The following is a 13,646-nucleotide window of genomic DNA, read 5'->3' on the forward strand; positions in this document are numbered from 1 at the left end:
ACAGGGCGATGGATTCGTCGGATGCGCTGATCGCGCGCTTTCTCGCCCTGCACCCGAAGACCATCGATCTGTCCCTCGGGCGGATCCAGCGTCTCCTCGGGGAGCTCGGCCACCCCGAGCGCCGCCTGCCGCCCACGATCCATGTGGCCGGCACCAACGGCAAGGGTTCGACCATCGCGTTCATGCGGGCGATCCTGGAAAGCGCGGGCCTCGCCGTCCACGTCTATACCTCGCCCCATCTGGTTCGCTTCCACGAGCGCATCCGCCTCGGGCGCATCGGCGGCGGGCAGTATGTGGGCGAGGATCGCCTCGTCGAGGCCCTGCGCCGCTGCGAGAAGGTGAATGCGGGCCAGCCCATCACCGTGTTCGAGATCACGACCGCCGCCGCCATCCTGCTGTTCTCGGAGGAGCCCGCCGACGTGCTCCTGCTGGAGGTGGGTCTCGGGGGACGCTTCGACGCCACCAACGTGATCGACCATCCGGCCGCCGCCGTCGTCACCTCCATCGGGCACGACCACGCGGAGTATCTCGGCACCACCCTGAAGGCCATCGCCAAGGAGAAGGCCGGCATCTTCAAGCGCGGCTGCCCGGCCGTGATCGCGCCGCAGGATTACACGGAAGCCGACGAGACCCTGCGCGACGAGGCGGAGCGGATCGGCGCCTCGCCGCTCCTGGTGGGCCAGCAGGATTTCTCCGTTCACGAGGAAGGGGGGCGCCTCGTCTATCAGGACGAGAAGGGCCTCCTCGACCTGCCGCGGCCCAGGCTCGTCGGGCGCCACCAATACATCAATGCGGGCACCGCCATCGCGGCCCTGCGGGCGGCCGGCTTCGAGCAATTCGAGACCTCGGCCTTCGAGGCCGGGATCACCCGCGCCGAATGGCCGGGCCGATTGCAGCGCCTGTCCAAGGGGCGCCTGCCCGAGATCGCGCCCCAGGGCTGCGAACTCTGGCTCGACGGCGGCCACAACGCCGATGGCGGGCGCGTTCTCGCCGCCGCCATGGCCGACCGGAGCGAGCGCAGCGATGCACCCCTGGTGCTGATCGCCGGCATGCTCGGCACCAAGGATTCGGAAGCCTTCTTCAAGAATTTCCTGGGACTGGCCCGGGAGGTGATCGCGGTTCCCATTCCGGGCCAGATCGCCGCGCGCCCGGCCGACGAGGTCGCGGCCATCGCCGCGAGCGTGGGCCTGACCACCTCGACCAAGGCCAGCGTCGAATCGGCCCTCGCCTCGCTGCACGACTATGTCTGGGAGCACCCGCCCCGCATCCTCATCTGCGGCTCGCTCTACCTCGCGGGCGAGGTGCTGGCCGCGAACGGAACGCTGCCGCAATAGGCGACGACACGAAAAAGGGGCCTTTCGGCCCCTTTCCAAATTCCGTTATGGCAGAGCTCAGGCCGAGGCCTGGATCCACTTGGCGAGGTCGCCCTTGGGGGCGGCGCCGATCTTCTGGGCCACCACCTGGCCGCCCTTGAACATCATCAGGGCCGGGATCGAGCGGATGCCGAACTGCGACGCGACCTGCGGGTTCTCGTCCACGTTGATCTTCGCGATCTTCACCTTGCCGGCCATCTCGTTGGAGATCTCTTCCAGGGCCGGGCCGATCATGCGGCAGGGACCGCACCACTCGGCCCAGAAATCGACCACGACGGGCTCGGAGGAGTTCAGGACGTCCTGCGAGAAGCTCGCATCGGTCACCTTAACGGTCGCCATTGCATCACCTTTGTTCTGTTACCGCGACTCATGTCCCGAGTCGCTCAACGATAAGGCCTAGTTAAGAACGGCCTTTTCGGGAATCAAGCAAGGGGCCTTTCCCTCACGCCGCTTTGATGAGGGTAAGAGCCGATTCCAGATCCGGTTCCCGCAATTCGTGGATCACCGGCCCCGAGGTCCAGACCAGGAAGGCCCGCACCCGTCTGCCCGGATAGATCTCCTGGAGAAGCGTTCGGTAGAGGGCAAGCTGGGCCACGTAGGAGCGTGGCGGCGGCTGGCCCGGCCGGGGCGGGCGGGCCGTGGTCTTGAAATCCGCCACCAGAACCTCGTCGTCGAGCACCGCCAGCCGGTCGATCTGGCCCGAGACCATGAGGTCGCCCACCGCCGTCCCGACCCGGCCCGCGATGGGCGCCTCGGCCCGTGAGGCCGGGCCGAAAAGCGGCTTCAGGTCGGGATGGTCCAGGACGCCGAGGGCGTTGGCGACCACGGCCGCGCGCACATCCTCGCGCAGGCGCGGCGCGCGGGCCTTCACATAGGCCCCCGCCATGGCCTCCCGGCGCTCCGGAGGCAGGCTCGGGAGACGTTCCAGCAGGGCATGGACCAGGGTGCCGCGCAGGCGCGCGTCCGGGGCGTAGGGTCCGTCGCCGGGGCGGGCCAGACGCTCGGCCGCGCCCAAGGCGCTGGAAGGCCTGATCGGCGGCAGGGGCTCGGGCTCGGGGTCGGCCGGCAGGCTCAGCCAATCCGGCACCTCGACGGGTTCGAGGGGCACGATTTCCGCGCTGGCCGCGGGTCGGGCCAGGGGCGCGCCGTCGCGCCAGACCTCGATGGGGCCGTAAGGTGCCTCGCTCAGCTCCAGGCCCCCGGCCTTCTCGACGAGCCCGTGCCGGATCATCTCGCACCAGGCTTCCTGCGGCGAGTCCTTGCGGCCCGTCAGGTAGGGGGCGATGACCAGCCGGTCCTTGGCCCGGGTCATGGCCACGTAGAGGAGGCGGTTGTGCTCCTCGTGGCCCTTGGCGTGCAGGGTCTCGCGCGCCTGGGCCATCACGTCCGAATCATAGGACTTGCCCGGCGACCAGACCGGAACCGTCTCGCCGAACCGGGTCGGCAGCTGCAGGAGCGGCGGGTCGCGGCCCAGAACCTCGCAGCCGTCGATGAGGATGACGATCGGCGCCTCCAGGCCCTTGGCGCCGTGCACGGTCATCACCCGCACCTCGTTGTTCACCGCGTCGAGGTCGCGCTTGATGGTGTGGGAGGCGGATTCGAACCGGTTGAGGAACACGGTGAGCGAGGGCGTCTCCGTCGTCTCGGATTGGTGGGCGAAGCACAGGAAGGCGTCGATGGCGTCGCCCGCCTCGCTGCCCAGCCGCGCCACGAGCTTGGAGCGTCCGCCCCGGGGCCCGAGCAGGGTGGCGAAGAAGCCGAAGGGCCCGTGCGTGCGGGCAAGCTCCTGCCAGGCGTGCAGGGCTTCGAGACCGGCCCCGGCGGCCTTGTCGCCCGCCTCCGCGTGCCGCTCCAGGGCGGCCAGCAGGGATTCCTCATCCGCCCGGTAGGCCGCGATGCGGATCAGGTCGTCGTCGGTCAGACCCACGAGGGGCGACTTGAGGGCGGTCGCCAGCGTCAGGTCGTCCTCCGACAGCAGCGCAGCGCGGCCTGCCGCCACGAGGTCGAGCACCGCGATGTGCTCGCCGATATTGAGCCGGTCGGCCCCCGCCACCGGCACGCCCGCTTCCTTCAGCGCCCGGATCACCGCCTCGAAGGCGGCGCCGCGTTTTCTCACCAGCACGAGCACGTCGCCCGCGCTCCAGACGCGGCCCATCTCGTCGCCCTTGGTGGTCCAGCATTTCACGGCCTGCGCGACCCGCCGGGCCACGACCACGGGCGGGGATTGCTGCTCGGGCTGGTCGACCGGCAGCACCCAGGCTTCCGGCTCCTCCTCCTCGGCGGGGGTCTCGGTCGGCCACAATTCCACGAGGCCCGGCGCATGGGGGCGCGCGCTCTCGTGCACCGTGCCGACGGCCTTGTCCTCGAAGGACAGGCCCTTGAAGTGCCGGTCCACCGCGAAGGTGGCGTCCACGGCGGACAGCACCGCCTTGGCGGAGCGGAAGGAGACAGTGAGGCGCACATCCTCGAAGGGCAGCTCCGCCGCGCTCACCTTGCGCGACCAGGTCTGGCGGCTCGATTCGAATTCCTGCGGGGCGGCGCCCTGGAAGCCGTAGATCGACTGCTTGGGGTCGCCGACCGCGAACAGCGTGCGCACGCGCTTCCCTTGGGCGCCGAAGCCTGCGGTGAAATCCTCGGTGATGCGGCGCAGGATTTCCCATTGCTCCGGGTTCGTGTCCTGCGCCTCGTCGACGAGCACGTGGTCGATGCCGCGGTCGAGCTTGTAGAGCACCCAGGCCGCGTCGCCCCGGTTCAGGAGCTGCAGGGTCTTGTCGATGAGGTCCTGGAAATCGAGGGCGCCGAGCCGCGCCTTCGCCTGATCGACCCGCAGGCTGATCTCGGCCGCGAGGGTGAACAGGGCGGTGGTGCGCGCGAAGGCGCGCGCGGCCTTGCGCTTCTCGATGAGGCGCCAGATGCGCTGCTGCTCCGCGAGCAGCTTCTCCTTCAGCGCCGGATCGACGGATTTCGTGACGAGACGGGACTCCGCGCGGGGTGTCCAATCCGATTCCTTGAGGAAGATCGTCAGGTAGTGAGTGAGCTTCTCGTCCGGATTGCTCGCCTCGGACGCGGCGATGAAGGCGGCGGCGCGTTCCTGGTCGGTCGCCTTGCCGGCCAGAAGCTCCCGGGCGATGGAAGGCCAGCTCTCGGGGCCGATCCCGCCTTCGAGCATCGCCTGCTCGACGCTCTCGATCGTCTCGTCGGGGGCCAGCCCCAGCTCTTTTCGCAGAAGCGCCGGGCCGTCGACCCGGTGCAGAAAGGTCTTGCAGCGCATGGCGGCGTTCAGCGCCGATGTCAGCGCGTCGCCCGCCGCCTCCACGCTCACGATGTCGAGCGCCTCGGCGAGCTCCGGATAGTTGCCGCTCGACGCGTCCGCCAGCACGTTCGCCATGGCGGCCGCCAGCATCTCGTCGGTCTGGCTCTCGTCGAGCACCGCGAAGCGGGCGGGCACGTTGGCCTCGAAGGGCACGAGATGCAGAAGCCGCTCGCAGAAGGCGTGGATGGTGTCGATCTTCAGGCCGCCCGGCGTTTCCACCGCGCGGGCGAAGAGGGTGCGGGCGAGCCTGACCTGCTGGCGGGTCGGGCGCTCGCCTTCGAGCTCCGTCAGCTCCTTGACGAGGCTCTCCTCGTCCAGCGTCACCCATTTGCCCAGGCGCTCGAAGACGCGGATCGCCATGTTGGCGGCGGCGGCCTTGGTGAAGGTGAGACACAGGATCCGGCCGGGCGGGGAGCCTGCGAGCAGCAGGCGCACGACCCGGTCCGTGAGCACCTTCGTCTTGCCCGCGCCCGCATTGGCCGACACCCAGGCCGAGGCGCGCGGATTGGCGGCGCGGCGCTGCGCTTCGCGCGTGTAGTCCGGAATGACGAGATCGTCGCTCATTCGAAGCCCTCGCCGCCGCCCGCGCTCGCGAGCGACCATTCCTTCACCCGCGCCAGGTGGTCGTATTCGGAGAAGCGGCGCGCATATTTCGGGAAGGGCCGCGACACGTAAGCCGCCTCGCCCTTGGCATAGCGGGCGATCATGCCCTCGAAGCGACGGCGATGTTCTTCCACGATCTCCGGCACCGAGCGCTCCTCGTCGCGTCCCGGCTTGATCTCCCGCGGCCTGATCGGCTCGCGCCCGCCCGTGGTGTGGATGTAGACGAGGTCCGGCGTCTCCTTCGCGGCAGGCATGCCCTTGAAGGCGCCCTTCATCAGCATCACGGCCTCCAGGGTGAGCTGCGGCGAGAAGCCGGCATAGACCTCGCGCAGGCCCGGCGGCTGCCCGGTCTTGAAGTCGATGATGGTGAAGCCCCCGTCGCACCTCTGTTCGATCCGGTCCGCGCGGGCGCGAAGGGTGAACACGCTGCCGTCGCCGAGCGGGATCGGCAGCTTGCCGGAACGCTCGGCATGGACCTCCACGAGATCCGGCCGCCGACCCTGCTCCCAGACCACGAACGCGGTGGCGAGCCGCGTGAAGCGGGGCCACCATTCCGCGTAGAGCTCGGGATAGGCGTCGGCGATGTCCGCGAAGGCTTCCGTGCCGCGCGAGAGCAGGTCCTCCAGCGCGTGGGCCGGCAGCGCCTTCGGATAGGCCTCCGCGAAGCCGCCGAGAACGTCGTGGATGATCGTGCCGCGATCGGCGGCGCTGGGGGCCACGGCAATGGCGTCGAGGGCGTCGAGCTTGAGGATGTGGCGCGCGTAGATGGAATACGGGTCGCGCACCAGCGTCTCGATTTCCGTGACGCTCAGGCTGCGCGGGAACAGGGCAGGGTCGGGCTTCGGCCGCGGCCGGGCCAGGGGCGGCGCGGGCTGCGGCGTGTCGAGATGGCGGGCGAGGCGGCGGTAGCGCTCGCCTGCCTTCGTCATCTCCGCCCACACGTCCTTGCCGGTGAAGGCCTTCAGGCGCTGCAGGAAGCGCGAGGGCACCATGGGCGAGCCGTCGCGCTTCTGCGCGCGGGTGATCACCACGTCGCGGGTGCCGAGCGCCTGCACGAAATCGTGCGCGGTCTGGCCGATGCGGCGCTCGGGCGGCGCCAGCCCCACGCGGGCGCGCATGGGCCGGTTGAGGAAGGCGTCCGTCACCGTGCGCGGGGGCCAGGTGCCCTCGTCGAGGCCCCCCAGCACCACCCGGTCCACCGACAGAAGGCGGGCCTCCAGCAGGCCCAGGATCTTCAGGCGGCGATGGGTCGAGCGCGGGGAGGGACTGATGGTCCGCTGCTTGGCGAGCGCGGTGAAGAAGGTCGGGTAGTCGACGAAGCGGCCTTCGAGCGGGTGCCCTTCCTCCTGGCGGATGTCGGAATGGGCGAGATCGTCGAACAGGGCCGCCACCGCCTCCAGGGACGCATCCGGATCGACGATCTCGCCTTCCCCGTCCGGGAGCGCGATCAGCAGATCGAAGGTGCGGCGGTGCTCTTCGGTCAGCGCCATCAGGTCGAGCCTTCCCTCGCCATGGGCGGCGGGCGTGAAGCCGTCGAAGGCGAGCCCGAGGCGCTGCAGCAGCTCGTCGGCGAGGTCCCAGTCGGCCTCGGCCAGGCGTGCTTCGGGACGGGGCGTGCGGTGGTCCTTCCCCGAGCGGCGGGAGGCCAGCGCGGTGCGGATGCCCTCGATGCCCTGCGCGGGCGCCGGGCCGCGCAGCACGCCGATTTCGAGCACGCTTGCCGCCCGCTCCACGCTCGCGCGCGGCATTCCGAGCCGCACCAGGGGATGGGCGAGGAGGGCGAGCAGCCGGATCGGGCGCAGGTCGTCGGCCGCCGCCTCCGCAGCCAGGCGCGCGAGGCGGCCGGCGGGCGTGTCGGGAAGCGGGATGCCGGCGGAATCCTCCACCGCCAGTCCCCAGCGGGCGAGTTCCGCCGTCACGCGGGCGGCCAGGGCCCGGTCCGGCGTGACGAGGGCGGCCGTGCGGCCGGGATGGGCAATGGTCTCGCGCAGGGCCACTGCGATGGACAGGGCCTCCTCGCGCTCGTCCATGGCCTCCACGATGGCGAGGCCCGCGCAGCCGGCCTCGCTCAGGGCCACCCGGTCCTCGGGAGCGATCAGGGACCAGCGGTCCGTCGTGTCCGCGGGCCGCAGGGCCTCCGACAGCAGGTGGTTGCGGGCCCTGGCGAGATCCGGCACCTCGCCGATGACCGTCACCTCGGAGCGTTTCACGCGCAGATGCCGGTCCACGAGACGGCGCAGGCTCGCCTGCGGATGGCCGTGCACCGGATCGGTCTCGTCGTCGCCGGTGCCCCCGATGGTGGCCCAGCTCTCCTCGTCGAGATCGGTGTCGAGCCCCGGCAGCACCACGGCGCCCCTGGGAAGGCGCGCGATGGCCGCCATGAGATTGGCGGTGGCCGGCACAGAGCCGGTGGAGCCCGCGACGATGATCGGGTTCGCCGGACGCTCGCGCGTCAGCCGCCGCGCCTCGGCTTCGATCAGGGCCCCGCGCCGTTGCGCCGGGTCGCTGGCCTGGCGTTCGGCCAGGATCCTGGGCCAGTTCTCGCTGGCGATCTGCACGAAATGCCGGGTGATCCGGAAATATTCGGAATAATCCGCGTCGACCGCGAGCTCCAGGGCGTGCCAGTCGATGCCTTCGGTGGTGAAGGCATCCATCAGGGTCTCCAAATCCCCCGCGAGACCCACCGCATCGGCCGGCGAGGCGGGCACCATGAAGGGCACGCCGGGGCCGAGCTGCAGCAGGCTCCGGTCCACCTCCGCCGACCAGCGCTGCACGAGCCGGGTGAGGATGAGGCGCCGCTCCAGGGGCGGGATCGGAGGCTTGAGGGAGGCGGCCTCTTCGAGGGGCGTGCCCTCGAGCCCCGTCATCTCGAACTCGGCCTCGTCGGTCTCGCCCAGCGGCACGATGCGCGGCAGGAGCTGCGCCTTGCCCCCGCCGCGTTCGGCGAGGAGCGCGATCAGGGCGCGGGCGGCGCGGCGGGTCGGAACATAGATCGTGACGTCGGCCAGCGCCGCGGGATCGTCGGGAAGGGAGCCGACGAGGCGGCCGTCGATCAGCGCATCCGCCAGGGTCGGCAGGAAGGCGCAACCCGGAGGAATGGAGAAGACGTTGGCCGTGTGACGCGACACCGAAAAACCTCACCGCAGGCTGGCGGCAAGGCACTCTTCCGCCACAGGGATCGCCTGCGGTTCACCAACATGCAGCCACTGACCGTCAAGCTGCAAGCCGTAGAGTCGGTCCTTCGCGATGGCCCGGTCGTAGAACAGGTTGGCCGAGAACGGTCCTTCCGGCGTGTCGGCGACGAGTTCCGGCTTCACGATCGCGACGCCCGCATAGACGAAAGGCACCCTTTCCTCGTCGCCTCTGCGGCGGCGCAGGCGCCCGTCCGGGTCCATGCTGAAATCGCCCCGCCCCTCGTAGCCGACGCTTGTGGACAAAGGCGCCACGAGCATCAGGATGTCCATGCGGTCGGGATCCCAGGCCGACACGAGGCGTCTCAGATTCGGCTCGCGGCCCTCGATCCACATGGAATCGGAGTTGAAGGTGATGAACGGGCCATCGCCCAGGAGCGGCAGCGCCTTCCGCACGCCGCCGCCCGTTTCGAGCACTTCCGCGCGCTCGTCGGAGACCACGATGTGCGGCATTTTGCGTGTGCGTAAGTGGTCCTCGAGCATGTCCGCGAAGTGATGGACGTTCACCACGACCGTCTCGATGCCCGCCTCGGCGAGCCGGTCGAGGGCGAAATCGATCAGGCTGCGGCCGCCGACCTTGACCAGGGGCTTGGGCATGGTCGCGGTGATCGGCAGCATGCGCTTGCCCAGCCCGGCGGCGAGGACGATGGCGGTTTTGGGCGAACGCGGGGGCAAGGGCTGGCGCTTTCGGCTCAAGGGGAGGGTGGCGTGTCGTCCACGGGCGGAATGAGCCGCGGCAGGTAGTTCTCGTACCAGACCTTCAGCCTGCTCAAGGAGGGATGGGCGAGGTTGCGCATGAGATAGGTCTCGATCCGCGGCAGGTGCCGCAGGTAGTGCGGCTTGCCATCGCGCCGGTCGAGCCGGGCGAAGATGCCGAGAATCTTCGTGGCGCGCTGCGCGCCCATGATGGCGTAGGCGCGCGCGAAGGAGGCGACGTCGAAGGTCGGATCGGCGGCCTTGCGCTCGCGGGCGTAGAGGCCGATCAGCCGCAGTTCCATGTCGGGCGACACGGTCACGCGCGCATCCTGCAGCAGGGAGGCGACGTCGTAGGCGGGAGAGCCCAGGACCGCGTCCTGGAAGTCGATGATTCCGACGCGGGCGAGGCCCTCGCGCTCCGGCAGCCAGATCAGGTTCGGCGAATGGTAGTCACGCAGAACCCAGGTGGTGGGCCCCGACAGCACCTCGGACAGGGTCTCGGTCCACAGATTGACGAATTCCGCCCTCGCCGAGCCGGACAGCAGGTTGCCGATGATGTGCGGCACGTACCAGTCGGCCAGAAGCTCCAGCTCGATCAGCAACGCCTCGAGATCGTAGGGCGGGATGGCGTGCTCCTGACCCTCGGTGACCGGCAGGACCTGCGGCAGGGTCATTCCGTGCAGCTTCACGAGAAGCCGCGTCGCCTCCGCATAGCGCTCGGGAATCGGTCCGTTGACGTCGACGAAGGGTTCGGAGCCGAGATCCTCGATGAGGAGCAGGCCGGCATCGAGGGCCTCGCCGTAGATGCGCGGCGCGCTGAAGCCCAAGGAGCGCAGGCCCTTGTCCATGGCCACGAAGGCGTGGATGGTCTCGGCCAGCTTCGCGATGGTGGTGTAGGGCTTGCCGCGGCGAACCGGCGGGCCTGGCGGGCGCGGCGGCGAGATCATGAGGAGCGCGGTTTCGCCGGAGGGCTTCATCAGGCGCTCGTAGGAGCGGATCACCGATGCGTCGCTCGGCATCGGCATGCGCAGGGCGTCCGTCCAGCCGCAGCGCTCCACGAGCTCGCGGAAGGCCCTGAGCCGCATGAGCCGGGATTCGAAAAGGCCGAAGCCCGACAGGGTGGCGATGCGTCCGCCGTCCGGGGCGAGATCGAGGCGGATGTCGAGCCGCTCCGACTTGAGGGCATCGTCCGCCCGCTCCGGCCACTCGACCAGGGTGACGGCATTCTCCGTCATCTCGTCCCAGCCGAGCTCCACGAGCTCGTCTCCGCCGGAAAGCCGGTAGAAATCCGCATGGACGATGGGATGTTTCGGACCCTCGTAGACCTGCATGAGGGTGAAGGTGGGACTCGGAACCTCCAGATCCGGCTCGCCCGCCACGGCGCGGATGAGGGCGCGCGCGAAGGTCGTCTTGCCGGCGCCGAGGCCGCCCGAGAGCGTGACGAGGTCTCCGGGACGCAGCTCGTCGGCAAGGCTGCGGGCCAGGTGCTCCGTCGCTTCGTGATCGGGCAGGGCCACGATCCAGAGAGGTTGCGAGACGTCGTCCTCGGTCATGCGGGAGAATCCATTCACCATCGCCGCACCTACTCGGCAGCGATCTTGGGCACCGCATTATGCCCCGAACGGCCGTCCGATGGCGATTCCTGCCGCTCGTTGGGGAAGATGCACGTGACGGTGGTTCCGACGCCGGGGGCGGACGACACGTCGATGCGCCCGCCATGCAGCTCGACGAAGGAGCGCACGATCGAGAGGCCGAGGCCCACGCCGCGATGGCGCGTTCCGAGCGTGTGGCTCTCGAAGCGCTCGAAGATGCGGGCCTTGACCTCGGGCGGCATGCCGCGGCCCTGGTCCCTCACCTCGAAGATCACCTCGCCGCCGGACTTGCGGGCCCGCACCGTGATCGTCTGCCCCGGCGGCGAGAATCCGACCGCGTTGGAGAGCAGGTTGAACAGGATCTGGCGGATGCGTTTGCCGTCGGCCACGAAGGAGCCGATGTCGTCCGGCGCGTCGATCACCACGTTGAGCGAGGATTCGCTGAGCCGGTCCTCGAGGCCGCGCATGGCGGCCTCGATGGTCGAGCGGATGTCGACGATCTCGGGCACCAGTTCGAGAGAGCCCGTATCGATGGAGGCGAGATCGAGAATGTCGTTCAGGATCGCCAGCAGGGACTTGGACGACCGCTCGATGTGGTCCGCATAATCGCGCTGGCGCGGGTTGAGCGAGCCCGCCGTCTCGTCGCTGAGGAGATGGGTGAAGCCGATGATGGTGGTGAGCGGCGAGCGCAGCTCGTAGGACACGTGGTGCACGAACTCGTCGCGCAGGCGCGAGGCGCGCTCCAGCGCATCGTTGCGCTCGGTGAGCGCCCGCTCCACGCTCACGCTCGCGGTGACGTCGATGAAGGTCAGAAGCGTCGCGCCGTCCGGCAGGGGCTGCGCCGTGCAGTCCAGCGCCGAGCCGTCGCGCCGCTCCATGCGGCAGGTCAGGCCCATGCGCATGTCGGCCAGCCCCGCGACCGCGCCGCGGATCTCGATCCACGGCTCCTCCTGAGGCGCCAGCAGGCGGCAGGTCTTAATGACGGTGTCGATATGCGGGTGCTCGGCCGGCATGTCCGGCGACAGGTTCCACATGTCGGCGAAGGCGCGGTTGTGCAGCTTGAGGCGCCCGTCCGAGCCGAACACGGCGACGCCTTCCTTGAGGGTGTCGAGGGTCTCGCTCTGCACGCGGGTGAGGGCGGTGACCTGGCTCTCCAGCTGGAAGCGCTCGCTCACGTCGTCGAAGAGATAGGTCACGCCCCCTTGCGGGTTCGGATTGATGACGACGCGCAGGGTCCGGCGGTCGGGCAGGTGCCACCAGATCTCCTGCGGCTCCACGGAGCGGTAGCCGGAGAGGAAGTCCGCCTTCCAGGCGCGGAAATCCGCCTGCTCGGGCAGCTTGCGGGCGGCGCGGAGGCGGTCGAGCACCTCGCTGTCCTGCGGCCGCGAGGCCAGGAAGGCCTGGTCGAGGCCCCAGAGCTGCTGATAGGCGGCGTTGCTGAAGATGAGATGCTGCGACCCGTCGAAGATCGCCACCGCGGTGGGGAGCTGGTCGAGGGTGCGCACATGGGCGGCCATCTGGCGCTGCAGGTCCGTCCGGACCGCTTCCAGCTCCGACACGTCCACGGCGATGCCGGCGCTGCCGCCGGCGGTCGGGCGCTCGATCACGTCGAGCACGGAACGCTGGCCGGCCATGACCGCCGTGACGCGGGCCGCGAAGGTCGCGCCGGACTTGCGCTGACGGCTCGCCTCCTCCCGGGTCTGCCGGTCGAGCAGTTCGAGGGAGCGCGCCGCCGCGTCGTCGATGTCGGTCGCCTCGACGGCCTTCAGATAGGCCTGGTTGGCCCAGATGAGCCCGTCCTCCGCGTCGCGGATCCAGAGCGGATAGGCGACCGCGTCGAGAAGGGTCGTCATGGAGCGCAGGTCGCTGCGGGCCGCCAGCAGGTCGGACCGCGCCATCAGGAGTTCGGCCCGGTCGCCGGTGATGTCGCGCAGGCGCAGAATGGCGCGCCCGCCGATGGTGCGACCTTCCGCGTCGATGAAGCGGCCGGTGAGCGTGCGCACGGTCAGGCGGAAGCTTTCGCCCCGCTGCCGCAGCTGCTCCAGGGAGGTCTCCACGGCGGCGGCGTCGCTGGGCGCGAGCCAGGCGCCGAAGGCGAGAGCCCGTTTGGCGTTGGCTCCGTCGGAGACGATGGACGGGTCGCCCTCGAACCGGGGCTCGCCGTCGCGCCCCTGCCAGCTCACGAGGAGCTGGCGCTCCGATCCCATGAGCAGGGTCACGAGGTCGTCGGCGCCGCGCAGGCTCGCCAGCTCCGTGCGCATGGCCTCCTCCCGCTGCGCGAAGCGCCGACGCTCGCGCAGCAGCATCACCGAGGTGGTGGTGGAAAACGCCACGAGCCCCATGAAGAGGCCGAGATAGCCGGCATTGTGGAGGTCGAAACTGTTCAGGACGCCGATGAGGTCGGTGGCCTCGTCCGAGAGGGACAGGGTCAGGTCGGAGGCCAGGGCGGGCCAGGAGATCCCGGCGAGGAACGCGAAGGCCAAGGGTCCGCGAGCGGCGGCGACGGGTTTCCCCGTCAGTTCCTCCTCGCGCTCATGACGCTCCCATCCCCACTGCGCGGCCATGCCGTGCGGTCCTTCCCAATCGGTTGCGGCTCCGGAACGGAGCCAAAATGATCCACGCGGCGGCGCAGCATGCGACGCCGCAGACGGTCTTGCAGACGCATGAACGGAACTGCCGGCATGGTACGTAAAACCCGACACAACCGGACGAATCGCGTTCACAATAGACCAGTGCCGAGTCAGCCAGAAAGGGGGTTAAGGTCCGCTTAAGCTTCCTTTGGAGAACCTGTGGACAATTGGCCACTCTCCTTGCGTAACCCTCTTTTTCGTCGGCAGGCGCACACCGAATCGAGGCGGCCTCCGCACCATGAAAAAAG

7 protein-coding genes are annotated in these 13,646 nt (G+C 69.7%); 1 reads left to right on the forward strand and 6 read right to left on the reverse strand.

What is annotated here, in order from left to right:
• The first annotated feature begins 8 nt into the window (after positions 1 to 8).
• Positions 9 to 1,334: a bifunctional folylpolyglutamate synthase/dihydrofolate synthase gene (locus LGR44_RS07170; RefSeq protein ID WP_226738804.1), complete on the forward strand. Its 1,326-nt coding sequence runs from the start codon at positions 9 to 11 to the stop codon at positions 1,332 to 1,334.
• Between the two features lie 57 nt (positions 1,335 to 1,391).
• Here LGR44_RS07170 and trxA read toward each other — a convergent pair whose 3' ends face one another.
• The 6 genes from trxA to LGR44_RS07200 form a co-directional block, all read right to left on the reverse strand.
• Positions 1,392 to 1,712: a thioredoxin gene (gene trxA / locus LGR44_RS07175; protein WP_226738806.1), complete on the reverse strand. Its 321-nt coding sequence runs from the start codon at positions 1,710 to 1,712 to the stop codon at positions 1,392 to 1,394.
• Positions 1,713 to 1,815: 103 nt separating this feature from the next.
• Positions 1,816 to 5,250, reverse strand: coding sequence for a double-strand break repair helicase AddA (gene addA / locus LGR44_RS07180; protein WP_226738808.1), 3,435 nt, complete (start codon positions 5,248 to 5,250; stop codon positions 1,816 to 1,818).
• Entirely contained in the window at positions 5,247 to 8,417 is a 3,171-nt protein-coding gene (gene addB, locus LGR44_RS07185) for a double-strand break repair protein AddB (protein WP_226738810.1), read from the reverse strand. Before addB ends, addA begins: the two co-directional genes overlap by 4 nt.
• Positions 8,418 to 8,426: 9 nt before the next feature.
• Complete coding sequence (locus LGR44_RS07190) at positions 8,427 to 9,155, reverse strand: nucleotidyltransferase family protein (protein WP_226738812.1); 729 nt, start codon at positions 9,153 to 9,155, stop codon at positions 8,427 to 8,429.
• A 17-nt stretch (positions 9,156 to 9,172) separates the two neighbouring features.
• Complete coding sequence (gene tsaE, locus LGR44_RS07195; RefSeq protein ID WP_226738814.1) at positions 9,173 to 10,729, reverse strand: tRNA (adenosine(37)-N6)-threonylcarbamoyltransferase complex ATPase subunit type 1 TsaE; 1,557 nt, start codon at positions 10,727 to 10,729, stop codon at positions 9,173 to 9,175.
• A gap of 29 nt (positions 10,730 to 10,758) precedes the next feature.
• A complete protein-coding gene (locus LGR44_RS07200) occupies positions 10,759 to 13,332 on the reverse strand; it encodes a sensor histidine kinase (protein WP_226738816.1) in 2,574 nt (857 codons plus the stop codon).
• Positions 13,333 to 13,646 lie beyond the last annotated feature (314 nt).

The organism is Microvirga lenta, from assembly GCF_020532555.1.
Lineage (GTDB): Bacteria > Pseudomonadota > Alphaproteobacteria > Rhizobiales > Beijerinckiaceae > Microvirga > Microvirga lenta.